Origin of the sequence: Flavobacterium hankyongi (assembly GCF_036840915.1) — a bacterium.
In the GTDB taxonomy this organism is placed as follows: domain Bacteria; phylum Bacteroidota; class Bacteroidia; order Flavobacteriales; family Flavobacteriaceae; genus Flavobacterium; species Flavobacterium hankyongi.
This window is the reverse complement of the sequence record NZ_CP085725.1, coordinates 3044633-3071179: the sequence shown is the minus strand read 5'-3', so window position 1 is coordinate 3071179 and position 26547 is coordinate 3044633. Positions and strand designations below refer to the sequence as shown.

Annotated in this window: 24 protein-coding genes; 19 read left to right on the top strand and 5 right to left on the bottom strand. The window is 32.3% G+C overall.

Annotated elements, in window-relative coordinates:
- Positions 1-20 precede the first annotated feature (20 nt).
- Together LJY17_RS13960 and LJY17_RS13955 are read right to left on the bottom strand one after the other, a co-directional pair.
- Entirely contained in the window at positions 21-2489 is a 2469-nt protein-coding gene (locus LJY17_RS13960) for a DUF5686 and carboxypeptidase regulatory-like domain-containing protein (RefSeq protein WP_264544427.1), read from the bottom strand.
- A 140-nt stretch (positions 2490-2629) separates the two neighbouring features.
- Positions 2630-3607: a pyruvate dehydrogenase complex E1 component subunit beta gene (locus LJY17_RS13955; RefSeq protein WP_264544426.1), complete on the bottom strand. Its 978-nt coding sequence runs from the start codon at positions 3605-3607 to the stop codon at positions 2630-2632.
- Between the two features lie 208 nt (positions 3608-3815).
- On the opposite strand from LJY17_RS13955, the gene LJY17_RS13950 reads away from it, so the two are divergent.
- From LJY17_RS13950 to LJY17_RS13910, 9 genes are all read left to right on the top strand, one after another.
- Positions 3816-4562, top strand: coding sequence for an electron transfer flavoprotein subunit beta/FixA family protein (locus tag LJY17_RS13950; RefSeq protein WP_264544425.1), 747 nt, complete (start codon positions 3816-3818; stop codon positions 4560-4562).
- 57 nt (positions 4563-4619) lie between these two features.
- A complete protein-coding gene (locus tag LJY17_RS13945; RefSeq protein ID WP_264544424.1) occupies positions 4620-5588 on the top strand; it encodes an electron transfer flavoprotein subunit alpha/FixB family protein in 969 nt (322 codons plus the stop codon).
- 218 nt (positions 5589-5806) lie between these two features.
- Complete coding sequence (locus LJY17_RS13940; RefSeq protein ID WP_264544423.1) at positions 5807-6427, top strand: bifunctional nuclease family protein; 621 nt, start codon at positions 5807-5809, stop codon at positions 6425-6427.
- Positions 6427-7251 carry a thymidylate synthase gene (locus LJY17_RS13935; protein ID WP_264544422.1) on the top strand — a complete coding sequence of 275 codons (825 nt, stop codon included), beginning with the start codon at positions 6427-6429 and terminating at the stop codon, positions 7249-7251. The genes LJY17_RS13940 and LJY17_RS13935 overlap by 1 nt, the downstream gene beginning before the upstream one ends.
- 17 nt (positions 7252-7268) lie before the next feature.
- Positions 7269-8075 carry an energy transducer TonB gene (locus LJY17_RS13930; RefSeq protein ID WP_264544421.1) on the top strand — a complete coding sequence of 269 codons (807 nt, stop codon included), beginning with the start codon at positions 7269-7271 and terminating at the stop codon, positions 8073-8075.
- 31 nt (positions 8076-8106) lie between these two features.
- Positions 8107-8436, top strand: a complete 330-nt coding sequence (locus tag LJY17_RS13925) for a 2TM domain-containing protein (RefSeq protein WP_264544420.1) — start codon at positions 8107-8109, stop codon at positions 8434-8436.
- The gene (locus LJY17_RS13920; protein WP_264544419.1) at positions 8436-8927 is read left to right on the top strand and encodes a dihydrofolate reductase; all 492 of its coding nucleotides are present in this window, start codon (positions 8436-8438) and stop codon (positions 8925-8927) included. Before LJY17_RS13925 ends, LJY17_RS13920 begins: the two co-directional genes overlap by 1 nt.
- Before the next feature lie 500 nt (positions 8928-9427).
- On the top strand, positions 9428-10159 hold the full coding sequence (gene ubiE / locus LJY17_RS13915; RefSeq protein ID WP_264544418.1) for a bifunctional demethylmenaquinone methyltransferase/2-methoxy-6-polyprenyl-1,4-benzoquinol methylase UbiE: 732 nt from the start codon (positions 9428-9430) through the stop codon (positions 10157-10159).
- A 4-nt stretch (positions 10160-10163) separates the two neighbouring features.
- A complete protein-coding gene (locus tag LJY17_RS13910) occupies positions 10164-10874 on the top strand; it encodes a porin family protein (RefSeq protein WP_264544417.1) in 711 nt (236 codons plus the stop codon).
- A 3-nt stretch (positions 10875-10877) separates the two neighbouring features.
- Here LJY17_RS13910 and LJY17_RS13905 read toward each other — a convergent pair whose 3' ends face one another.
- Positions 10878-11606: a TrmH family RNA methyltransferase gene (locus tag LJY17_RS13905; protein WP_264544416.1), complete on the bottom strand. Its 729-nt coding sequence runs from the start codon at positions 11604-11606 to the stop codon at positions 10878-10880.
- A 35-nt stretch (positions 11607-11641) separates the two neighbouring features.
- Between LJY17_RS13905 and LJY17_RS13900 the strand changes: the two genes are divergently transcribed.
- The 3 genes from LJY17_RS13900 (at position 11642) to accD (ending at position 16226) form a co-directional block, all read left to right on the top strand.
- A complete protein-coding gene (locus tag LJY17_RS13900; protein ID WP_264544415.1) occupies positions 11642-14182 on the top strand; it encodes a BamA/TamA family outer membrane protein in 2541 nt (846 codons plus the stop codon).
- Positions 14183-14224: 42 nt separating this feature from the next.
- Positions 14225-15292 carry a class II fructose-bisphosphate aldolase gene (gene fbaA / locus LJY17_RS13895; RefSeq protein ID WP_264544414.1) on the top strand — a complete coding sequence of 356 codons (1068 nt, stop codon included), beginning with the start codon at positions 14225-14227 and terminating at the stop codon, positions 15290-15292.
- Positions 15293-15371: 79 nt separating this feature from the next.
- On the top strand, positions 15372-16226 hold the full coding sequence (accD, locus tag LJY17_RS13890) for an acetyl-CoA carboxylase, carboxyltransferase subunit beta (protein WP_264544413.1): 855 nt from the start codon (positions 15372-15374) through the stop codon (positions 16224-16226).
- A gap of 52 nt (positions 16227-16278) precedes the next feature.
- Here the strand turns inward: accD and LJY17_RS13885 are convergent, their stop codons facing one another.
- Entirely contained in the window at positions 16279-17529 is a 1251-nt protein-coding gene (locus tag LJY17_RS13885) for an ABC transporter permease (protein WP_264544412.1), read from the bottom strand.
- A gap of 124 nt (positions 17530-17653) precedes the next feature.
- On the opposite strand from LJY17_RS13885, the gene purH reads away from it, so the two are divergent.
- From purH to rodA, 6 genes are all read left to right on the top strand, one after another.
- A complete protein-coding gene (purH, locus tag LJY17_RS13880; RefSeq protein WP_264544411.1) occupies positions 17654-19186 on the top strand; it encodes a bifunctional phosphoribosylaminoimidazolecarboxamide formyltransferase/IMP cyclohydrolase in 1533 nt (510 codons plus the stop codon).
- A 143-nt stretch (positions 19187-19329) separates the two neighbouring features.
- Positions 19330-20358 carry a rod shape-determining protein gene (locus tag LJY17_RS13875; protein ID WP_264544410.1) on the top strand — a complete coding sequence of 343 codons (1029 nt, stop codon included), beginning with the start codon at positions 19330-19332 and terminating at the stop codon, positions 20356-20358.
- A gap of 74 nt (positions 20359-20432) precedes the next feature.
- Positions 20433-21260 (top strand): rod shape-determining protein MreC, encoded by an 828-nt coding sequence (mreC, locus tag LJY17_RS13870; RefSeq protein ID WP_264544409.1) that lies wholly within the window; start codon positions 20433-20435, stop codon positions 21258-21260.
- Positions 21253-21759, top strand: a complete 507-nt coding sequence (locus LJY17_RS13865; protein WP_264544408.1) for a rod shape-determining protein MreD — start codon at positions 21253-21255, stop codon at positions 21757-21759. The genes mreC and LJY17_RS13865 overlap by 8 nt, the downstream gene beginning before the upstream one ends.
- Positions 21756-23696 (top strand): penicillin-binding protein 2, encoded by a 1941-nt coding sequence (mrdA, locus tag LJY17_RS13860; RefSeq protein ID WP_264544407.1) that lies wholly within the window; start codon positions 21756-21758, stop codon positions 23694-23696. The genes LJY17_RS13865 and mrdA overlap by 4 nt, the downstream gene beginning before the upstream one ends.
- Positions 23697-24953, top strand: a complete 1257-nt coding sequence (gene rodA, locus LJY17_RS13855) for a rod shape-determining protein RodA (RefSeq protein WP_264544406.1) — start codon at positions 23697-23699, stop codon at positions 24951-24953. It begins immediately after the preceding gene.
- Between the two features lie 11 nt (positions 24954-24964).
- Here rodA and LJY17_RS13850 read toward each other — a convergent pair whose 3' ends face one another.
- Complete coding sequence (locus tag LJY17_RS13850; RefSeq protein WP_264544405.1) at positions 24965-25777, bottom strand: DNA/RNA non-specific endonuclease; 813 nt, start codon at positions 25775-25777, stop codon at positions 24965-24967.
- A gap of 89 nt (positions 25778-25866) precedes the next feature.
- On the opposite strand from LJY17_RS13850, the gene LJY17_RS13845 reads away from it, so the two are divergent.
- Entirely contained in the window at positions 25867-26493 is a 627-nt protein-coding gene (locus LJY17_RS13845) for a hypothetical protein (protein ID WP_264544404.1), read from the top strand.
- Positions 26494-26547 lie beyond the last annotated feature (54 nt).

Below are 26547 nucleotides of genomic sequence, written 5' to 3'. Positions count from 1 at the left end.
CGAATAGCGGGAAAAAGCTCCTAGAAATAAAAACCAAATGATCCTTTTATACCAAATTTATTAGCATCGGGAAGGTTGAGATAACTTCCTCGCCAACAAAAATCTAATCTAAAACATTTGAAGATATTACCCACACCTGCATTGTATTCCCAATACCCATCAACTGGTGCTCTATAAGTTATATTTGAAGCATTCATCGCCTTGTTTTCGTCTGAAACACTACCATAAACGGCTTTTACCCCAACAATTTCTCGCCAATTTAATTTTTTAAGGAAAGGGATTCTAGAGAAGAATCTTCCATTAAAATGATGTTCTAGATGTAATGATGTATACTGATCTGTGATAAATTCATAGTAGTTCATCAAATTATAAGTATTATCTATTACGAAATACGACTGGTTACCTGGCACAACAGCCATCAATCCTAGTGGTACGGTTCCAAAAGTTTTTCCTACTTCGAAAGTTGTAAACAATCTTCCCATACCAGCCAAGAATATTGGTTGACGATAGTATAACTGTAGTTTTTGATAATCAAAATCACTTCCAAAAATTCCTTTTACCCCTTGACTAAAATTAACATAAACACGAGCATGATTGTTGTCGACTAAAAGTCTTTCTACCCCGTAGCCTACTGTTTTTCTTCCTGGTGTATAATCAACTCCCAATGTAAGTTCATATTGTTGCAGTGCTGATTTTACAACTCCGTCTTGAAAATAGCTTAAGCTAAAGGTTGGCGAAGCCGATTCAAGTGTACGATAAGAAACTCCTGCCTGAATGACAAAGTTTTTTAATGGCTCCATTTCCGCCTGAAAAGTTGTCAAATTAACATTGGTTAACTTACTATTGTCTCCACTTGCAAAGAATGAAGATGAGGCAAAACTTCGACCAAGTACATCATTTGAAGTTGTTAAACTCACCCCTATTTGTTCTACATCGCGACGGTTTCCAAGAGTAAGTATAATTCTGTTCTTTTTATCGACCATAACTTTTCCTGAAACTCCGTATTTAAATTTGTTGTCTTTAAATCCATAAGCTGTATAGGCTTGAAGTCTCCATAAATCGTTTGATCCAAAATAGGTTCGTCCTCCAAAACGTAAACGTTGCCCTTCAACATCATTGTAACCAAAAATGGAGAAAATTGGCCCATAATCAATAAATCCTTTCTGTATGTATCCGCTAGCAAGTATAGTTGTTAAATTATATAGTTGCTTGAATTTTTTTACAGTTTTAAGCGTGTCCAACATTTTATAAACTCCAAGCTCATCTTTACTTAGGTTTTCCATTCGGTTTTCGTCCCAATATGCCTCGGTTTTATTATAGATATTAGGATCAAAATCATTAATGCTTTCTCTGTAAAACTTATCTTCTTTAGGCTCATTAAACTTATGATCATTGAAAATGGTTGTGCGCTTACCATAAACCCCTTTTGAAGATTCTTTTTTATTAAGAGCAAAATCAGACATCATATAATCACGTTTTAACAGAAAAACAGAATCATTTAAAACATCAAACTCTTGCTCAATATATATATCTTTTACCCAGTTAATATTAGCACTTTTTGAAGCTGCCATATTAATTTTTTTGATAGCAAATGTTGAATCATTTACCCAAAAATCCCCTTTAAACGTCAACTCATTTTTACGTCTTGGATAATACACAATATTATAACACCATTTTTTATCAATGTATGCACTATCTGCCAAAACATAATTATAAGTATTAATTCCTGTTCTAGACAGAGGACTCACGAAATTTTTATCAAAGAAATTTAGGTAGTTGTTATAGATATCATAATCAGAATACAAATCTTTAATAAATGTATCAACCCCATTTCCATTACCTAATCCTGAATTTTTATTCGCCTTTAGTATTTCTTTCTTTTTACCATTTGTATTATCACCATAGACATCGTACAAAGATTCGTTAATGAAAATTGGCAAGTATGTTTTTCCAGTAATTCTTGAAGTGTCTACTTGATCAAAAATAAACTCCATTCCTTTGAACAATCTATTTTTCATAAAAGCCGAATCAATAGAATTCATGTCAAACTCTACTTTTTCATACTTTTTCATGGCATATTGATTGAACATATATAACCCGTTTTTACGCTTTTTCTCCCAAATTTTTCTCAGAATATCAAGTGCTGGATTATTTTTCTTCGAAGTTTTCCCGGCATAAATTTTTACTTCTTCAAGTAAATTAGCTCCACCAAAAACTATTTTCATGTTATAGTTTACAGCTTTGGTAAGTTTTACCTCTGTAGTTTGAAACCCTACATAAGAAACCACCAAAACTGAATGATTATTATCAGACTGAATATAGAATTTACCATTCTCGTCTGTAGTAACACACTCTCGAGTACCTTTAAAACAAACATTTGCATAAGGAACAGTCCCTCCTAAATCATCATAGACCAAACCGCTAACCTTTGTTTGTGAAAATGATAAAGTCACAAAAAACAAACTTATTAAGGCAAAAAAATGTTTCATAAAAAATTATTTGGCATTTAAAATGGAGCAATTTTTATTCCACAAACAACAAAACTGTCATGAAAAAAAAACTTCATCAAAAAAGATGAAGTTTCAAATATACTTAATTATAGAATTTAAAAATAATTAGTAAGTATCAATTACTTATACATTACTTTTTTAACTGCTTTAATTACATCCTGAGCGTTTGGCAACCATTCTTTCAACAATGTTGGAGAATAAGGCGCAGGCGCATCTGCAGTTGTGATTCTTTGAATTGGCGCATCTAAATAATCAAATGCTCTTTCCTGAACCATATATGTAATTTCTGAAGCAACTGAAGCAAACGGCCAAGCTTCTTCAAGAACTACTAATCTATTTGTTTTTTTAACCGAATTAATAATACAGTCATAATCCATAGGACGAACAGTTCTCAAGTCGATTACCTCACAAGAAATTCCTTCTTTTGCTAATTCTTCAGCAGCAGTCAAAGCTTCTTTAATGATTTTACCAAAAGAAACGATAGTAACATCTTTACCTTCTCTTTTAATATCAGCAACACCAAGTGAAATTATATATTCTCCATCAGGCACTTCACCTTTATCACCATACATTTGCTCAGATTCCATGAAGATAACTGGATCATTATCACGAATAGCCGCTTTCAATAAACCTTTAGCATCATAAGGAGTTGAAGGAACAACTACTTTCAATCCAGGAGTATTTGCAAACCAGTTCTCGAATGCTTGTGAGTGCGTAGCACCTAACTGTCCTGCAGAAGCTGTTGGACCACGAAATACCATTGGCATTGGGAATTGTCCAGCAGACATTTGACGCATTTTTGCAGCGTTATTTATAATTTGGTCAATACCAACTAACGAGAAGTTGAAAGTCATAAATTCAACAATAGGACGACATCCATTCATAGCTGAACCAACCGCAATTCCAGCAAAACCTAACTCTGCAATTGGAGTATCGATAACACGTTTTGGTCCAAATTCATCTAACATTCCTTTAGAAGCTTTATAAGCTCCGTTGTATTCTGCTACTTCTTCACCCATTAAATATACCGATTCGTCACGACGCATTTCTTCGCTCATCGCTTCACAAACCGCTTCTCTAAACTGTATAGTTCTCATATTATATATGTATCTCTGTAAAATTGAAACGCAAAAATAAAAATTTTAAATCATTTAAAGCATTTTTAAATCAACTAACTCGATTAAAATCGAATATAATTTTCGAAAACGAAATAGTTTTTGAAAAAAATATTATGCACGCATACTATAATTCGGTTTTTTTACCTAAATTTGTGATTCAATTTTGTAAAAACCAATTTATTAGACAATGAAAATATTAGTTTGCATCAGCCATGTGCCTGATACTACTTCAAAAATTAATTTTACCAATGGTGATTCTGAATTTGACACCAATGGAGTACAATATGTAATTAATCCTAATGATGAGTTTGGACTAACTAGAGCAATTTGGTTTCAAGAACAACAAGGTGCAAACGTAACCGTTGTAAATGTAGGAGGACCTGACACTGAACCAACATTAAGAAAAGCATTAGCAATTGGAGCAAACGAAGCAATTCGTGTGAATGCAAATCCAACTGATGGTTTATTTGTAGCTAAGCAACTAGCAGAAGTTATTAAAACTGGTGGTTACGATTTAGTAATTGCTGGAAAAGAGTCATTAGACTATAACGGAGGAATGGTTCCAGGAATGATTGCTGGTATTTTAGGATCAAACTTTGTGAACTCTTGCATCGATTTAAAAGTAGAAGGAAACAATGCAACTGCTGTTCGTGAAATTGACGGTGGTAAAGAAACTGTTTCTACAACTTTACCATTAATTGTTGGTGGTCAAAAAGGATTGGTTGAAGAAAAAGATTTACGCATCCCTAATATGCGTGGCATCATGACAGCTAGAACAAAAGCTTTACAAGTTTTAGAACCAGTTGGCGCAGATGTTGCTACAAAAGCAGTTAAGTTTGAAAAACCAGCTCCAAAATCAGCAGTAAAACTAGTAAGTCCTGATAATTTAGATGAATTAATCAACTTATTACACAACGAAGCTAAGGTTATCTAATTTTAAATTTTAAATGATTTAGACATTTAAAATTCAACATTCAAAACAATAGAAATTATGTCAATTTTAATATACGCAGAATCAGCTGAAGGAAAATTCAAAAAAGTAGCTTTTGAATTAGCTTCTTACGCAAAAAAAATAGCCGAATCTACAGGCACAACAGTTACCGCTTTAACAATCAATGCTGGTGATGTTTCAGAATTAGGAAAATACGGAGTAGACAAGGTATTAAAAATAACTAACGATAAATTAGCAAACTTCACCGCTAAAGCTTATGCAGATGCAATTAAACAAGCAGCTGAAAAAGAAAGTGCTAAAATCGTTATTTTATCATCTACCACAGATAGCTTATATACTGCACCACTTGTTGCTGTTAACTTAAATGCAGGTTATGCTTCAAACGTAGTGGCCTTACCATTAAGCACATCTCCTTTCCAAGTAAAAAGAAATGCTTTTTCTAACAAAGCATTCAACATTACTGAAATCACTACAGATATTAAAGTGTTATCTATTGGAAAAAACAGTTTTGGATTAGTAGAATCTAATGGAGCAGCTGCTGCTGAAGATTTTGCTCCATCAATTTCTGATGCAGATTTTGGCGTAAAAGTACAATCAGTAGAAAAAGGTTCAGGAAAAGTTACAATCGCGGATGCAGACGTAGTAGTTTCTGGAGGACGTGGATTAAAAGGTCCAGAAAACTGGGGAATGATCGAAGAATTAGCAGCAGTTTTAGGCGCTGCAACGGCTTGTTCTAAACCAGTATCTGACTTAGGATGGAGACCTCACAGCGAGCACGTAGGACAAACGGGAAAGCCAGTTGCAACTAATTTATATATTGCCATTGGTATCTCTGGAGCGATTCAGCATATTGCCGGAGTTAACTCTTCTAAAGTAAAAGTAGCCATCAATTCTGACCCAGAAGCTCCTTTCTTTAAAGTAGCTGATTATGGTGTTGTTGGTGATGCTTTTCAAGTAGTACCAGCTTTAATCGAAAAATTAAAAGCTTTTAAAGCTCAAAATTCATAATCATAGTATTGAAAACTATGTTGAAAAGAGTCACATTCTGTGGCTCTTTTTTATTTTTAAGAAGCGAAAGTTTTTTGTTACTTTGCATAGAATGTTCCTGCTATTCGTTACAATCTTTTTGTTTAGACAAATAAACAAAAAGTATTTTTACTATTATCAGGGCTATATGATAAACGATATTGCATTTTTGCAGTCTAAAAAACACAATCAAAACCTCAATGAGTTTAGTAAAATTATCCATCAAAGGCATATCATACAGTCAAACACAAAATGGCGCTTATGCATTAATTTTAAACGAGGTTGATGGTGACAGAAAATTACCAATTGTTATTGGCGCATTCGAAGCACAATCAATCGCGATCGCTTTAGAAAAAGAAATTAAACCTCCTCGCCCATTAACACATGATTTGTTCAAAAATTTTGCTGAGCGATTTGACATAGTCATCAAACAAGTGATTATCCACAAATTGGTTGATGGTGTTTTTTATTCAAGCATGATTTGTGAGCGCGATAAAATTGAAGAAATTATAGATGCAAGAACATCAGATGCTATTGCATTAGCACTTCGTTTCAACGCGCCTATTTTTACTTACAAAAATATTTTAGACAAAGCAGGCATTTACCTTAAAGTAAATCCTGAAACCGAAAATCTAGAAAATCTAGACGATATTCTTTCAACACCAGAAACTTTTGGACTTGAAGACAGTGACGAACCTAAAAGTTCTTACTCAACTTATAGCTTGTCTGAATTACACGAAATGCTCGAACAAGCCGTTCAGGATGAAGATTATGAAAAAGCAGCAAAAATAAGAGACGAAATTTCGAAAAGAGAATCATAATGAAGCAGTATTTAGATTTAGTTAAGCACGTTTTAGAAAACGGTAATCAAAAAGGAGACAGAACAGGAACGGGAACCAAAAGTGTTTTTGGTTATCAAATGCGTTTTGATTTAAGTGAAGGTTTCCCCATGGTAACCACAAAAAAACTGCATCTTAAATCTATTATTCATGAGTTGTTATGGTTCTTGAAAGGAGAAACCAATATTGCTTATTTAAAAGAAAATGGCGTACGCATTTGGGATGATTGGGCAGATGAAAATGGAGATTTAGGACCTGTTTACGGCCATCAATGGCGCAACTGGAACAGTGAAGAAATAGATCAAATCGCAGAATTGATTGAAACACTAAAAACAAATCCAAATAGTCGCAGAATGTTAGTTTCGGCTTGGAATCCTTCAGTTTTACCAGATACTTCTAAATCATTTGCGGAGAACGTTTCAAACGGGAAAGCTGCTTTACCTCCTTGTCATGCTTTTTTTCAGTTTTATGTAGCTGATGGAAAATTATCTTGTCAATTATACCAACGTAGTGCTGATATCTTTTTAGGAGTTCCATTCAACATTGCGTCATATGCATTATTCACACTAATGATCGCACAAGTTTGTGATTTACAACCAGGAGAATTCATTCATACTTTTGGCGATGCTCATATCTACAACAATCATTTTGAACAATTAGAATTACAACTAAGCCGTGAACCAAGACCATTACCTAAAATGATTTTGAACCCTGAAGTGAAAAACATCTTCGAATTTACCTTTGAAGATTTCACCTTAGTTGATTACGATCCGCATCCACATATTAAAGGAATTGTAGCGGTTTAATTCGAAATAAAAATATAATGAAAAAATTACTCATATTGGCATTTATCTTTGCCACATCACACTTCTTTGCTCAAGAAGAATATGTAGAACATCCAAAATCACCTGCGATTAAAGAAAATGACAGTATAATCATTTTAAGCAGGATTTCAAAAGAAGGCAGTCTAATTTCTGAAACTACCATAAATAAAAAAAAACTAAAAGGATTCAGAACAACCTATTATAAGAATAAAAACAAACACTTTACCGAAGAATTTACTATCTCCAACTTAGCTTCAAAAAAAATACTTAATCTTAAGATTATTAGTGCTTGGGATACAGATAATGTTCAGACAGTAATTGAGGGTAATGGTAATTATAACTATGAAAATAAATATTATAAAAACTCTGGTACTTATTTGAATGGTTTAAAAACTGGCATTTGGAAATATTCAACTGAAAATAACTGGTGCACTGAGCTATACGAAAACGGCAAACTTGTTAGCGGTAGTAGAAGAGATAAAGAAAATAAAGTTACGATTTACAAAGAAATTGAAACTCCTCCGTTATTTACAAAAGGAGAAGTTCATTTCAAAAACTATATAATTAAGAATATGATAAATTTAAATAGTAATGAAATGGTCTTGGTTGGAAACATGGATCTTGAATTTGTAGTAGACATTGACGGCAAAATAACTGATGTCAGAATACTAAAAAAATTAGACTCTATAACAACTGATCAAATCACGTCATTACTTAAAAAATATACTTTTATCAAACCAGGATATCAAAGAGGAATACCTGTAAGAGTAAAACATCATATGCCAGTATCTTTTGATATAAGATAATTTATTATATTTAATCCGTAAACTAAACCTTATGGATATAAATCAACACGAACTATACGAATATGCACGTTTGCGTTTAAAGCAAAAAAAACGCTTGTATTATCATTTTGTTCTTTTTGTTTTAGGAAGTATATTCTTTGTAATAGCAAACAAACTTCTTGGAGTTTTTCCTGAATCACATTGGTTTCTATGGGCAATTACTATTTGGAGTTTTATTTTTATACTACACTTCATACGTGTGTTTATAACCGATAGTTTTATGAACAAAAACTGGGAGCGAACACAAATAGACAAACTAATTGCAAAACAAGAACGCAAAATAGAGCAATTGCAAAAAGATTTAGATCAAAAAGAAGCATAATGATTACAGTAATAGCGGCAGCTGGTGAAAATAATGAACTTGGCAAAAACAATGATTTACTTTGGCATTTACCCGATGACTTTAAAAGATTTAAATCACACACAACAGGTCATTACATAATAATGGGACGAAAAACATTTGAATCGTTCCCAAAACCTCTTCCCAACAGAACACATATAATCATTACTCGTAGTAAAGATTACAAAGCTCCTGAAGGATGCATAGCTGTAAACAATCTAGAGAAAGCAATTGAAGTATGTCCTAAAAATGAAACTATTTTCATCATAGGTGGAGGAGAAATTTACAAGCAAAGTATCTCTATTGCAGATTGTATTGAACTTACGCGTGTACATGAAAATTTTGACGCAGATACTTTTTTCCCAGAAATAAATTCTTCAGAATGGAAATTATTGTCTTCAGAGTTTCACGACAAAGATGAAAAGCACAAACATACCTTCTCTTTTGAAACGTATCAAAAAATAAAAAAATAGCAAAAAAAAAACACTTCATTACGAAGTGTTTTTCTCTAATACTGTCGTTTAGGTGTAATAGCAATCTAATTTTGTTTTCTACTGTTCAACCAAACCTATAATGGCCAATAAAAAACGGATATTAGAATCTCTAACGCCGCATTACCAAATACCACTAAAGTAACGCAACAAAACTAAAATTTCCAAAAACAAATTTAACCCAAAGAACGTTTGTGACACTTTTAAAAAAACGATACTAATAATCGCTTTCGATTGCGTTTATAAAACAATCGTGTCAATTATTTTACCTTAAATACACCACTAAGTAATAAAACTCATTTTCGACGTAATTAGAAGATAAATTTAACACTTTATTTTAATTGCCACAATACCAAACACTTAGTATTTTAAAAAATACCCGTTTTCAGTTAGAAAAAACGATAAACATAATATAAACATCGACCAGATACCTGTTTTTCAGGGTTTCAAAATTAAATTCTATATTTGCTGAAATTATTTTTATGTCAATTAGCACAAAACCATACAAAAATTCCGGCTTAGGAAAGAAAGAACAGGTAGCAAAAATGTTTGATAATATATCAGACAATTACGACAATCTGAATCGAGTAATTTCATTTGGAGTTGATGTAAAGTGGCGTAAAAAGATTTTAAAAATGGTTTCGGCTAAAAACCCTTCTACTATATTAGATATAGCTACAGGAACTGGAGATTTAGCAATCTTATTATCAAACACAACTGCCCAAAAAATAGTTGGCCTAGATATTTCAGCAGGAATGCTTGAAGTAGGAAAACAAAAAATTGATCAAAAAAACCTATCTGATAGAATAGAAATGGTTTTAGGCGATTCTGAGAAAATTCCTTTTGAAGACAATTCATTTGATGCCATAACAGTAGCTTTTGGAATTAGAAACTTTGAAAATCTTGAATTAGGCTTATCTGAAATAGTAAGAGTATTAAAGCCAAATGGTATATTTGTTATTTTAGAAACTTCTGTCCCTGAAAAATTCCCTTTCAAACAAGGCTATAGCTTTTACACAAAATACATACTTCCACTTATTGGAAAAATGTTCTCAAAAGACAAAGTTGCATACAAATATTTATCTGATTCTGCATCAATTTTCCCATATGGCAAAGCCTTAAACAATATTTTAGAAAAAATTGGGTTTATAGATGTAAAACACCTTCCGCAAACATTTGGTGTGGCAACCATTTATAGTGCAACAAAAAAATAACAAAATGAGCAAAAGACTCTTCATCCTAGTTTTTTTAATCGCCTCGACAATAACTAATGCACAGGTATTTAGCAAAAGTATGTTTGCCAGAAAACCTATTATAAACCTTGAAAACTTTGACAAACAACGTATTCATTTTGGTTTTTATTTAGGCTTTAATAACTACGATTTTAAAATTGACAAAAAATACGACGACAAAGACATTATAGTTGATAGTCAAATGGGATTTAACGTTGGTTTAATTTCAAATTTAAGATTGACTGAACATTTCGATTTACGTTTTGAACCAGGACTATATTATGGACAGAGAAATCTACATTTTCAAAACATATCAGATCCTGTTGACGCCTTAAGGGAAGTAAAATCAACTTATATCCATTTTCCTTTATTACTTAAGTTTTCAGCTAAGCGACTTGGAAATATTAAACCTTATTTAATAGGTGGTGTTTCAACTTCTTTAAACCTAACTAGTAATGCAGATTCACCAGATGACAACTCTGCAGATAGGTTTAGAATGCTTAAAAATACTAGCAACTATGAAATGGGTGTTGGTATCGATTTATATTTTGAATACTTCAAATTTTCTCCTTCGATAAGAGGTGTATTTGGAATGAAAAATGAGTTAATCCCTGATGCAGATCCTAACAGTCCTTGGACAGGAAATGTAGCTTCAATGTCAACTCGTGGAGTGTTTCTTAATTTTGCCTTCCACTAAGAGTTAAGTTCCTCGCTTAAATTCACTTAATACAATTGCAGTAGCTGTTGCAACATTTAAGCTTTCAGTTACTTGAAGATTACCAAATCTTGGAATAGAAATTTTGTGAGTTGCAATTTTTTCAATTTCAGATGAGATTCCATTAGCTTCATTTCCCAATACAATCACAGCACTTTGCTTGAGATTGTTCTTATAGATATTTTCGCCATCCATAAATGTCCCGTAAATTGGTAAGTTTAGTTCTTCTAGAGTCACTTTTAGATTAACATAACTTACATTCACTCTAGATATTGAGCCCATTGTAGCTTGCACTACTTTTGGATTATACAAATCGACTGTTTGTTCTGAGCATATTAACTGCTCAATTCCAAACCAATCGCAAAGTCGAATTATTGTACCAAGGTTTCCAGGATCTCTAATATCATCAAGGGCGACAATTAATCCTTCTTTGATTATCTTTTTATCCTTTGGAATTTTAAAAATTGCAAGACTATCATTTGAAGTAGTTAGCGCTGATATTTTTTTCAATTCAGAATCTGTAACTATGGTTTTCTTTTTCTCATCAACATCAAAAAAAATTGGTTTAGTCATAAAAATATGATCCAATTCAAAATTAGAATGTAATAACTCATCAATTACCTTTACTCCTTCAGCAATAAATAAACCGTGTTGTTTTCTATATTTTTTTTGAACTAAACTCGTTATAAGTTTTATTTGGTTTTTACTAACCATAAAAAAGTGTATTTTTGAAATAAATTTCTGATTCTTTGAATAATTTCTCTACAAAAATATCAATATTTATCATAATTGTGGCACTTATTTCGGCATGTAATGTTGTAAAAAAAGTCCCTACTAATAAATCTCTTTTAACTAAAAACAAGTTAGAGATTAATGGCAAAAATATAAATGATGAGAACTTAACATCATTAATTGTTCAACAACCCAACTCATCAATTTTAGGTTTTAAACTAAGATTACACTTATACAATTTAGCAAAAGAGAACACAGACTCACTTTTTAAAGCTAAATACATTAATAATCCTAAAAAATATTATCATCAGTCAAAATGGTTATCAAAAAAACAGGTCGATCGTTTAGGAAAATCATTTTGGTATTCAGGCATTCATACTTTTCTAAAAAAAACTGGAGAACCTCCAGTAGTATTAGACACTGCCAAAATAAAAAGATCTATCAAACAGCTAAAAGCTTACCATTTTAATGAAGGTTATTTTAATACTAAAACACAATATAAAGTAAATTACAAAAATCGCTTTAGTGAAGTAGATTATAAAGTAACTACAGGGGAACCTACATTTTTAGACACTGTTTCAAGAAATATAGAAACACCAGCTATTGATTCACTTTACCAACTCACACAAAGCAAGTCATTAATAAAGGCTGGTGAGCAATACAAAACTTTAAATTTTGATACTGAACGTGCCCGTTTAACATCATATTTTAAAAATCATGGTGTTTATTATTTTCAACAAGAAAACATTGATTTTGTAATTGACACAACAACTAAAAAAGCTCCTGTAAGAATTAATATTTATGATAGAGAAGTAAAAGAAGGTGATTCAATTAAAAAGAAACCTCATCAAATATACCGAATCAGTGAAGTAAACATTTACACTATCGAGAAAGAAGCTAAAAACCAAAAGACATTTGCTGATAGTGCAATAACCCGAAGATACAATATTTACAGTAACAGCAAACTTCGATACAGACCAAGAGCTATCACAAGTGCAGTATTTATTCAAAAAGACAGTTTATATAGTGAAGAAGCAAAATCATTAACCTTACGATCATTAAGTAATTTGAATATTTTTTACTATCCAAACATAGAGTATAAAGAAGATTCTATTGGTAAGTTAAAAGTGAACATCTTTTTAAAATCTAAAGACAAATTTAGCTTTAAAGCTAATGCAGATTTTACACATTCGAACATTCAGCAATTTGGGATCTCTGGTAGTACATCTGTATCAATGAGAAACATATTTAGAGGAGCAGAAATATTAGAAATAGGATTACGTGGTAATATTGGTTCATCAAAACAATTCTCAAATCCAGAGGATAGCTTTTTTAATGTAACAGAAATAGGTGCCGATTTACGTTTATCATTCCCAAGACTATTTCTTCCTTTTAAAACTACAAGAATTATCCCAAAAAGAATGTTTCCAACCAGCTATATAAGTGCTGGTTTTGCAAGACAACAAAACATAGGACTTGATAAAGAAAACTTCACCTCCATAATAAATTACAGTTGGACTCCTAAAAAGAATACAAATTTTAAATTTGATTTAATCAATGTACAATATGTAAAAAATGTTAATGTAGAAAATTACTTTAATGTTTATAACTCATCATACACCAGACTAAACGAATTAGCACATATTTATAACACAATACCTTTGTTCTACGATGAATTTGGAAATTTAACAAAAGAAGCTGGTGGTGCTGATGGATTTATGTACAGCGCATTAAACAATCAATTTCCAACACTAGACCCTCTTGGTTCCGATTATAGAACAATACAAGGAATTAAAGAAAGAAAAGATCGTCTTACCGAAAACAACTTAATTTTCGCATCAAACCTTTCTTATTACAGAGATTCAAAAACCGATTTCTTGGACAGACAATTTTATAGTTTTAGAGGTAAAGTAGAATCCGCAGGAAATTTTCTTTCACTATTATCAGGCGTGACCAAACAAAAGGAAAATCCAGATGGTACAAAAGAAATCTTTGGTCTGCAATATTCACAATACATAAAATCTGAATTTGAATTCATAAAACACTGGGACTTAAAAAATAACAAAATAATTGCGTTTAGAAGTTTTTTTGGTATTGCAATTCCATACGGAAACTCTACATCTATACCCTTTTCTCGAAGCTATTTTGCAGGCGGAACAAATGACAACAGAGCTTGGGAATCATATAGCTTAGGACCAGGCAGTTCTGGAGGACTAAATGACTTTAATGAAGCTAATATGAAAATAGCATTAAACGCCGAGTATAGATTCAACTTTTTTGGAGATCTAAACGGAGCGCTTTTTGCAGATTGCGGAAATATCTGGAATGTTTCTGATAGCGAAACAGAAGAAACAAAAATTTTTAGTGGTTTGAAATCTCTTGAAAGTTTAGCATTAGGGTCTGGAATTGGTTTTAGATATGATTTTAATTTCTTTTTGATCCGATTAGATTTAGGTTTTAAAACCTATAACCCTGCCCAATCAGAAAGTCAAAAATGGTTTAAAGAAATGCGTTTTGATAAGTCAGTTTTAAATATTGGTATAAACTATCCTTTCTAATAAAGTAAATTTGTAATTTTGTCAATCTAAAAAAATAAATACATGGCACACAATATAAAACCAGGAGTTGCTACTGGTGATCAAGTTCAAGAAATTTTTAATTACGCAAAAGAAAAAGGTTTTGCTTTACCTGCAGTAAACGTTGTAGGTTCAAGTACAATAAACGGAGTTCTTGAAACTGCTGCAAAACTAAAAGCACCTGTAATAATTCAATTCTCTAATGGAGGAGCACAATTTAATGCTGGTAAAGGCCTGTCTAACGAAGGACAAAAATCGGCTATTTTAGGAGCTATTGCTGGAGCAAAACACATACATACATTGGCAGAAGCTTATGGAGCAACTGTTATTTTACATACAGACCACTGTGCTAAAAATTTATTGCCTTGGATTGATGGCTTGTTAGATGCTTCTGAAAAACATTTTGCCGAAACTGGCAAACCATTATACTCTTCACACATGATTGATTTGTCTGAGGAACCTATCGAAGAAAACATTCATATCTGTAAAGAATACTTGGCTCGTATGAGTAAAATGGGTATGACTTTAGAAATAGAATTAGGAATTACTGGTGGTGAAGAAGATGGTGTTGACAACAGTGATGTAGATAGTTCAAAATTATATACACAACCAGAAGAAGTGGCTTACGCATATGAAGAGTTAATGAAAATTTCCCCTCGTTTTACAATTGCAGCTGCTTTTGGTAACGTACATGGAGTTTACAAACCTGGAAATGTAAAATTAACTCCAAAAATCCTTAAGAACTCTCAAGATTTTGTTCAAAACAAATATAATACAGGTAACAACCCTGTAGATTTCGTATTCCATGGCGGTTCAGGTTCTACACTTGAGGAAATCAGAGAAGCAATTTCATACGGTGTAATCAAAATGAACATTGATACTGATTTACAATTCGCATTCACCGAAGGCATTAGAGACTACATGACTTCTAAAATTGATTATTTAAAAACTCAAATTGGTAGCCCAGATGGTGCTGATTCTCCAAACAAAAAACACTATGACCCTAGAAAATGGGTTCGTGAAGGTGAAGTAACTTTCAACAAAAGATTAGAACAGGCTTTTGCCGATTTAAATAACATTAATACACTTTAATTATGAGTTATAAATTATGAATTATAAGTTCAACCTTGTAACTCATAACTTATAACTTTTAACTCATAACTGTAAAATTATGGCTTGGTTTAAAAGAAAAGAAAAAGGGATTACAACTCCTACTGAAGATAAAATGGATGTACCTAAAGGATTATGGTACAAATCTCCTACTGGTAAAATTGTAGATTCTGATGAATTGGAAAGAAATCTTTGGGTGAGTCCAGAAGATGAATTTCACGTAAGAATTGGAAGTGCAGAGTATTTCAAAATTTTATTCGACAACAATGAATTCACAGAATTAGATCCTAACATTACTTCAAAAGATCCATTAAACTTTTCAGATACTAAAAAATACTCTGATCGTTTAGTAGATGCAATGAGCAAAACCAAGTTAAAAGACGCTGTACGTACTGCTGTTGGAAAATCTAAAGGGAAAGATTTAGTGGTTTGTTGTATGGATTTCGCTTTTATTGGTGGTTCTATGGGAGCTGTTGTAGGAGAAAAAATCGCTCGTGGTATTGATTATTCAATCAAAAACAATATTCCATTCGTTATGATTTCTAAATCGGGTGGAGCTCGTATGATGGAAGCTGCATATTCATTAATGCAGTTAGCTAAAACATCAGCTAAACTAGCGCAATTAGCAGAAGCAAAAATTCCTTACATCTCTTTATGTACTGATCCAACAACTGGAGGAACTACTGCTTCATATGCTATGCTAGGAGATATTAATATTGCAGAACCTGGGGCTTTGATTGGTTTTGCTGGTCCACGTGTTGTAAAAGATACTACTGGAAAAGATTTACCAGAAGGATTCCAAACATCTGAATTCGTATTAGAACATGGTTTCTTAGACTTTATAACTCCACGTAAAGAACTTAAAGATAAAATCAACTTATACCTTGATTTAATTTTAAATCAAGACGTTAGATAAAACAAAAAGCCCGAGAAATTCTCGGGCTTTTTTATTCACTATAATATATTTTTTACATCCCACTGCGAATAGCTTCCACCGGATCTAATTTAGAAGCCGATATAGCTGGAATAATTCCCGCTAACAGCCCTATGAAAGCAGCTAAAACAGTTCCTAAAACTATATTCCAGAAACTTAACACAAATTCAAAATCAAGTACATTGGTAAGTACCAAAGCAATAATCCAAACTAGGATAAGTCCAATAATTCCACCTATTACACATAAAACGATCGCTTCAAATAAAAACTGAAGTAGTATAAATCTATTTTTTGCTCCTAGTGATTTTTGAATTCCAATTAAATTAGTACGTTCCTTTACCGAAACAAACATAATATTAGCAATGCCAAAACCTCCTACCAACAAAGAGAAACCAGCAATAATCCATCCAATTATATTCATCTGAGTAATAAGTCCATCAAGAATATCTGTAAATCCAGAAAGTACGTTGATAAAAAAATTGTCAATCTCTCCTACTTTTAATCCTCTAAAATTTCTAAGCTTAGTACTTAATTCCCCTTTAAAAGCATCCATATCAACACCTTCCACAGGTTTGATAAACATAGACGGAGTTAACGTTTCATTATTATCTCCATACAATCTTCTCACAAAATTAACTGGCAAATACACTGTTGTATCATCATCTTCGCCAAAAATTCCTGCACCCACTTTTTTAAGCACTCCAATTACAGTAAATCGTTGCCCATACAACCTTACTTTTTTCCCAATAGGATCTAAACCATCAAAAAGGTTTTTAGCCACATCATGACCTAAAACTATCAAAGGAGCTCCAGAATTTGACTCAGACTCATTAAAAAAACGTCCTTCTTTAAAACCTAATTTTTGAATATTTTCAAACTCATACGTAGTAGGCATTACACTTATAGAACTTACCGTTACCCCTTCATACTTTACATTTTCTCTTTTAGTAAAAAGCATGTAAGCCATGGCTTCAACATCATTTACAGAACGTTTTAAATATTCATATTCTTCATAAGTGACGTTAGGGAACTGTTCTCTTTTCCATTGAGGAACATCAGTTGGTCCAAAAGAAAATTTAAGTAGATAGACTGTATTTTTATCGAGAGTACTTAAATCCTTTTTTATTTTTCTGTCCAAAGAATCAACAGCAGCAAGCACAGCAATTATAGAAAATATCCCTACGGTAACTCCTAACAATGACAATAAAGTTCTAAGCTTATTATTTCGCAATGCATTAAGTGCGAATCCAAAACTTTCTTTTAATAATCTAACGTATATTATCATTGTTCATCTATTTTCTATACTGTTTAGTATAAAAATACTGATTTTTGTTACAAAATTTTAAAAGAATCTATCTTCAATTCAGATTAAAAAAAACTATTTTTGCAGTACAAATTACAACAACACAATGAATACTACAAAAACAATTAAATCGGCACTAATTTCAGTGTTCGATAAAACTGGCCTTGAACCCATTGTTCGTCAACTTCATCAACAAAACGCAACTATTTATTCAACAGGAGGAACTGAAGAGTTTATTCTAAACCTTGGAATCCCAGTAGTTCCTGTAGAAGATGTTACCTCATACCCTTCAATTTTAGGAGGAAGAGTAAAAACGTTACATCCTAAAATTTTTGGCGGAATTTTGAATCGTCAAGATAACGAGTTAGACATTGAACAAATGAGAGAATATGAGATTCCTCAAATTGATGTTGTAATTGTTGATTTATATCCTTTTGAAAAAACTGTTGCATCGGGAGCAAGCGATACTGATATTATTGAAAAAATTGACATCGGTGGAATTTCCTTAATTAGAGCTGCTGCAAAAAATTTCAAGGATACTGTTATTGTTCCTTCAGTGAATGAATATTCTTTATTTTTAGATATAATTACAAACCAAAATGGTGAAACTTCATTAGAACAAAGAAAAGTTTTTGCAACTAAGGCTTTCAATGTTTCTTCGCACTACGATTCGGCTATTTTTAATTACTTCAACAAAAATCATGAAGAAGCTGTTTTAAAAATTAGCGAAACTAAAGGAAATGTGCTACGCTATGGCGAAAATCCTCACCAAAAAGGATTCTTCTTTGGTGACTTTGACAAAATGTTCACTAAACTTCACGGTAAAGAATTATCATACAACAATTTATTAGATGTTGATGCTGCAGTGAATTTAATGAGTGAATTCAAAAATGATGAACCAACATTTGCTATCTTAAAACACAATAATGCTTGTGGAATAGCAACTCGTAAAACAATGCGCGAAGCATACTTAGAAGCTTTGGCTGGTGATCCAACTTCAGCTTTTGGAGGTGTTTTAATTGCAAACGGAAACATTGATTTAGCAACTGCCGAAGAAATAAACAAATTATTCTGCGAAGTTGTAATTGCGCCAAGTTATGACACAACAGCATTAGATTTATTAGAAGAAAAGAAAAACAGAATTATTTTAGTCCTAAAAGAAACTGAAGTTTCTAAAACTTCAGTTAGAACTTGCCTTAATGGTGTTTTAGTTCAAGATAAAGACTTAGTAACTGATAATGAATCACATTTAAAAACAGTTACTAATACATCTCCGTCTCAAGAAGAAATTGAAGATTTATTATTTGCATCAAAAATTTGTAAACACACTAAATCTAACACCATCGTTTTAGCAAAAAACAAGCAATTGTGCGCTTCTGGAACAGGACAAACTTCAAGAGTTGATGCCTTACGTCAGGCAATTGAGAAAGCAAAATCATTTGAATTTGATTTAACTGGAGCAGTTATGGCAAGTGATGCATTTTTCCCATTCCCAGATTGTGTAGAAATTGCTAATCATGCAGGTATAACAGCTGTAATTCAACCAGGAGGATCCATCAAAGATGAATTAAGCATCAATTACTGCAACGACAATAAAGTATCGATGGTATTCACAGGAATTCGTCATTTTAAACACTAAAAAAGAGCCTTTTTATAAAAATTTCTAAAATGCGTCAATATATTTTTATTGACGCATTTTTATTTTGAATTAAACCAAATAATTTTTATACTTTTGCGTTTGGATTATACTTTATTTAAAATACTCTAACCCTAAGATAATATATGGGATTTTTTGATTTCATGACCGAGGACATCGCAATCGACCTTGGAACAGCAAATACACTAATTATTCATAACGATAAAGTCGTAATAGATAGCCCTTCAATTGTAGCTCGTGATAGAATTAGTGGCAAGATTATTGCCGTTGGTAAAGAAGCAAACATGATGCAGGGTAAAACTCACGAAAACATCAAAACAATTCGCCCTCTTAAGGATGGAGTTATTGCAGATTTTGATGCTTCAGAACAAATGATTAAAATGTTAATCAGAAGTATACCTGCTTTACAAAAACGTTTATTCACCCCTGCCTTACGTATGGTCATTTGTATTCCTTCTGGAATTACTGAAGTAGAAATGCGTGCAGTAAAAGAATCTGCAGAGCGTGTAAACGGAAAAGAAGTTTACTTAATTCATGAGCCAATGGCTGCTTCTATTGGTATTGGTATCGACATCATGCAACCAAAAGGTAACATGATTGTGGATATAGGTGGTGGTACTACCGAAATCGCTGTAATTGCATTGGGTGGAATTGTATGTGACAAATCAGTTAAAATTGCTGGTGATGTTTTCACAAATGATATCATTTACTACATGCGTACACAACACAATTTATTTGTGGGTGAAACAACTGCTGAAAAAATCAAAATTGAAATAGGTGCTGCAATAGAAGATTTAGATTCTCCACCAGAAGATATGTCTGTACAAGGACGCGACTTGTTAACTGGAAAGCCTAAACAGGTTGAAGTTTCTTCTAGAGAAATTGCAAAAGCATTAGACAAATCTATTCAACGTATTGAGGATGCTATTATGGAAACATTATCGCAAACTCCTCCAGAATTAGCTGCTGATATTTACAACACTGGTATTTATCTTGCTGGTGGTGGTTCAATGTTACGCGGTTTAGACAAACGTATTTCTCAAAAAACAGATTTACCTGTATTCATTGCAGAAGATCCATTAAGAGCTGTTGTACGCGGAACAGGAATGGCTTTGAAAAATTTAAACAAATACAGAAGTATACTAATTAAATAAATCCCAAATTAAAAATACAAATTCCAAAACTGTGAATTTGAGTTTTAAAGATTTAAAAATTTTAATTTCTACTAATGCAGCAAATATTTAATTTTATATTTAAAAACAGTACTCGCTTACTGTTTTTGCTGCTTTTGATAACTTCATTAGTGCTAGTTATTCAGTCACATTCTTACCATAGAAGTCAAATGGTAAATTCGGCTAACTTTTTAACTGGTTATGTTTATGAAGAAGTAAACGAAGTTAAGACTTACTTTAGCCTTCGTGAGCAAAATGATAAATTAGCCAGAGAAAACGCCGAATTGAGAAGAATCCTTTTCAATAAAAAAGACAGCACTTCAACTCTTGAAAAAGATTCGGTAAAAGGATACGACAAAATAGATGTAATTCAGTCTAAAGTAGTTCACAATTCATACAATACTTCAGAAAATTACTTAACAATTAATAGTGGCTCTTTAGACGGCATCAAACCTGACATGGGAGTTGTTAGTAGCCAAGGAATTATTGGAATTGTAGAAAAAGTTTCTCCTAGATACGCAACGATTTTTAGTATTTTGAACGTAAAATCTAAAATCAATGCCAAGGTTAAAAGAACAAACCATTTTGGTTCTTTAATTTGGAATGCTAAAAATGCTGGTTATGTACAACTAGTAGAGATCCCAAGACTTGCTTCAGTTAAAAAAGGAGATACAATTGTGACAGGAGGAAATTCAAGAATTTTCCCTGAAAATATTCCTGTAGGAATTATTGACAAAATTTATGTTGATACCGAAACAAATTACTACACTTTAAATGTGCGCTTATTTAATGACATGACCAATTTAAATCATGTTTATATTATCGAGAACAAACACAGTAATGAAATAAAAAAACTAGAAGCCGAAACAAAGAAAGATGAATAGTGCTGTTATCCTAAATATCATTCGCTTTGTATTGTTAATTGCTGCTCAAGTAGTAATTTTTAACAACATTGAACTTTTCGGTTTTATAAACCCGTACCCTTATATACTTTTTATTTTACTGTACCCTGTAAATTCAAATCGCGCAAGCTTACTAGTTGCCAGTTTCCTATTAGGTTTAACAGTCGATTTTTTTGCTAATTCTGGAGGAGTTCATGCTGCTGCGAGTTTAATTCTAGCAAACCTGAGACCTACATTCTTTAAATTTGCTTTTGGATTGAGTTACGAGTATCAAACAATAAAAATCAATGATCGCCTTTCTCCTGAAAGGTTCACGTTTATATTCATTTCAATAATTACACATCATTTTGTGATGTTTCTATTAGAATTTTTCAAGTTTCAATTCATACTTGATATTTTATTGAGAACAATTACAACCACTCTTTTTACGTTAATAGTTAGTATCCTAATAATTTATTTATTTAAGCCAAGTAAACGATGAGAAAACTCTTATTACCAGTTATGATAATTGTCGCTGCAATTTTAATCATAGCAAGGCTTTTCTTTTTACAAATTATTGATGACTCACTTCGCTTAAAATCGGAAAATATTTCGATTAAGATTAAATATGAGTATCCTGAGCGAGGTTATATTTACGACCGAAATGGAACCCTGTTAGTTGCCAACCAACCATCATATGATATCATGGTTGTACCTCGTGAAATTAAAGACTTAGATACTTTAGAGTTTTGCAACTTACTTCATATTACTAAAGACGACTTTAAAAAGAAAATAGAAAAGGCAGTTGTATACAGTCCAATGCTTCCATCAGTATTCTTGGGTCAGTTAAATAAATTAGAGTACGCTGCTTTTCAAGAAAAAGAAAGAAAATTTGAAGGATTCTATATTCAAAAGCGTTCACTTAGAGATTATCAAATTCATGTTGGCGGAAATGTTTTTGGATTCATCACTCAAGCAAATGAAGCTACTATCAAGAAAAATCCTTACTATAAAAGCGGTGATTTACTAGGAAAACAAGGGGTTGAAGAAATGTATGAAAAAGAACTTCGAGGAGTAAAAGGAGTTAAACACATTCAACGCGACCGCTTCAATAGAGAAATAGGGCCATTTAAGGATGGGAAGTACGATACCATCGCTGTTCAAGGTAAAGATATTACACTAACCATTGATGCAGAGCTTCAAAAATATGGTGAAGCTTTGATGAAAAACAAACGAGGTGGTATTATAGCCATAGAACCTAAAACAGGTGAAATTTTGTGCTTGGTAACTGCTCCATCATACGATCCGTCAATTTTAGTTGGAAGACAACGATCTAGAAACTACACTAAACTTTACAACGATTCAATTGCAAAACCTCTTTACGACAGAAGTTTACTTGCAGAGTATCCTCCCGGCTCACCTTTTAAAATTTTAACTGCCTTAGTTGGTTTACAAGAACAAGTAATTGATACAAATACTACTTTTGCTTGTCATCATGGTTTTAGCTACGGTAGAAAATTTATGAGATGCCACAGTCCTGCGGGGATGTACAAACTTCACAACGGTATTGCGCAATCATGTAATGCTTATTTTGCTAATGTATATTTAGACATTCTAAAAAAGCAACCTAAAACTAGCATAAGTGTTGATGTTTGGAGTAAGCACGTAAAAAGTTTTGGATTAGGACAATTCATGGGATATGATTTACCCACTGGACGAAAAGGATTAATTCCAGACAACGCTTTTTATGAAAGATGGGCATATCCAAATGGAAGCATTCGACCAACCTATATAGTTTCAAATTCAATTGGTCAAGGTGAAGTATTAATGACTCCAATTCAGTTGGCAAACATGATGGCTACAGTAGCTAACGAAGGTTATTACTATACCCCTCATATTATTAAGAAAATAAAAGGACAACCTATAGACGAAAAATATAGAACCAAACATGTAACAACAATTGACAAAAAACACTTTAAACCAGTAATTGAAGGTCTTGCAGAAGTTTTTAAGACTGGTACCGCTTATTTTTTGGGAGTTGAAGGGCTTGAAATTTGTGGAAAAACAGGTACTGCTGAAAACTTTGCCAAAATAAATGGTAAAAGAGTACAATTAGCAGACCACTCTATTTTTGTTGCTTTTGCTCCCAAGCATGATCCTAAAATTGCCATCGCAGTTTTAGTTGAAAATGGAGGTTTTGGATCAACAACAGCAGGTCCAATCACAACATTGATGCTTGAAAAATATATCAAAGGGAAAATAACTCAAAAAGATAGAGAAAAAAGAGTTTTAGAAAAAAGTTTACAAGCCGAATATAATAAGTACTCTAAAAAATTCATTGACTCTATGTACAGAATAAAGCTGAGAAAAGATTCAATTGACAGAGTAAAAAATAAAAAGAAATTAGATTCAATTAAAAAATCACAAGCACAAACATAGATGAAAAATCAAAGTGTACAGAAAAACATTGACTGGATAACCATTATCATCTATTCAGCATTGGTTATACTTGGGTGGATGAATATCTATTCTGCAGATATTAATCCTACCTCGGATTACATTTTTGACTTTAACGAAAACTATGGTAAACAATTAATTTTTATTGCTTTTACAATTGTACTCATCATAGTAATACTCACTATTGATGCTAAATTTTACGAACGATTTTCTAGTGTTATTTTTGGTTCCTCTTTGGTTTTGCTCGCTGGCCTATTCATTTTTGGAAAAACAATAGCCGGACAGCGATGCTGGTATGCCATTGGCGGATTTACTTTACAACCTTCCGAATTTGCAAAAGCAGCAACAGCATTAGCATTAGCTAAATATTTAAGTGACCCTCAAGTAAATCTTAAAAACTTTAACCATCAGCTTTTAGGATTGCTCATAATGGGGCTTCCAATTTTGTTGATTCTACCTCAACCCGACCCTGGAAGTGCATTAATATTTGTAATGTTTATATTAGTACTAAACAGAGAAGGTTTACCATCTTGGTATTTATGGACTGGTGCATTTGCAATTATTTTATTTATAATGGCATTACTAATTAAACCTCAATATGTTATCTTAATTTCTTTTTGTGGTGTAGTAATTCATTATCTAAAATCTCGAAAAATTCATCGAAACATTATTGCTAGTACAATTGTCTTTGCATTAATGGTAGGATTTTCACTATCTGTAGATTATGTTTTTGAAAATGTATTCAAACAACACCATAGAGACCGATTTAATATTTTATTAGGTAAAGAAGTTGATATGGCTGGCGTTGGTTACAACACAAATCAGTCGGAAATTGCCATTGGTTCTGGAGGATGGCTAGGCAAAGGTTATCTTGAAGGAACACAAACAAAAGGAAATTTCGTTCCTGAACAACATACCGATTATATTTTTACAACTGTAGGAGAAGAATGGGGATTTGCAGGCTCGACAGTAATAGTATTACTATTTGTTTCTTTAATGCTTCGAATTTTATACTTGGCCGAAAATCAGAAAACAAAATTTAGTCGCGTTTATGGATATGGTGTGGCATCTGTACTATTCACCCATTTTTTTGTAAATGTTTCAATGGTTATTGGAATCTTTCCAACTATTGGTGTGCCTCTTCCATTCTTATCTTATGGAGGATCAAGTTTATGGGGATTTACAATTTTACTTTTCATCTTTCTAAAATTAGACGCTAACAAAGTAAATGAATGGTAAAATAAAGTATTTTATTTAAAAACCCATCCCTTATAATCACTAGATTGCTCTAACTCATTTTCGATGTTATCTGGTAAACGTGGAAAGAAATCTATTCGTGTCATTTTTTCAATTTTGTCAATAGAAACAACAAATTTATTTAGCGGCTTTTCTGAATCTTCATGAGGTATTAAAAAAGCAATTGTTTTATATTCACCTCTTGAATTATCCAACAATATCTTATAAAAATATTTAGGAATCGACACATTTTCTTTACCAATAGATTCCAAATCATTTGTCAATACTCCACCTGTTATAACGTAAACACCATCATATTTAGATGCCCAATACCTAGTTTTCTGCTCTAATCTGTTCCAAATCCCAGCGTTAAATTCATTCAACTGTGGTGAAATATTTGAAGTGTAAAACGTTTCATTAAAAGCCTCAATCGAAAATCTACGATCACCAGCAGGACACAAATGCCCTTTATCATATCCAGATTTTTTATAATTTCTCCAACTTGCAGAACCAGTCTCGACATCTGGATCTTCCTCAAAATAGGGGCGATTATAATTTGTATGACTAAGTTGATTCTTTTTTAATTCATATGCAACCCATTCAGCTTGCTCATGTTTTTCACTATATGACAGTGTATAATATTTATGCACAACTATTTCATTTGTAGTAGACTTAGGAAGATAAAAATCTCCACTCACTGTTTTTGGAGCATCATAAACAAATTTTTCTTCGGTTGCACTATCTACTTGGTCTGATTTTTGCTTTTCACACGAAAGAAAAAACAAAACTAAAATTGATGAACCTAAATATTTAACAATCTGTATCATAATGCAAATGAAATTATTGTACTTTTATCATGTAAATATATATAAGTTCATCGACAGAAATTATTTAATTTAAACTAAAACTTTTAAACATGAAACTGAAATGGATTATTGCTAGTGCTACACTACTTTTAGGAATTTCTGCTACTGCACAAGAAAGCGTACTTACACCAGAACAAATAAAACTTCAAAAATCTAAAGATTCAATTGCTACTGTTAAAGCAAAAGCTGAGGCTGACAAACAAGCACAATTAGAAAAAGCTAAAGCGGAACGCGAAGCACAAAAAGCGAACCAAGAAGCGGAGAAAGCAAAGAAAGAGGCCGAAAAAGCACAAAAAGAAGCTGAAAAAGCCGAAAAAGAAAGAAAAGATGCTGAAGAAAAAAAAATTAAAGCCGAAGAAAAAAGAATAAAAGACACTGAAAAAGCGGCTGAAAAAATGGAAAAGGCTCAAAAGAAAATGGAAAAAGAGCAACAAAAGATCACCAAAGAAAGAGAGAGGGCTACTAAATTGTATCAAAACTTAGTTAAAGAAAAAGAAAAACAAACAAAAATTGATGAAGATATCATAAAGGAATCTGAAAAGCTTGAAAAACAAAACAGTAAAGGCAAATTATCTCCAAACGATGTTGAGAAGTGGAATAATAAAATTACTAAACTAAGAGAAAAATCAGCAGATCAACGTAAAAGAGTAGAAAAAGCAGAACGCGAAGCAAGATGACAATATTAAAAAAAAGCCACAATCATGTGGCTTTTTTAATCTTTAGACTTATGA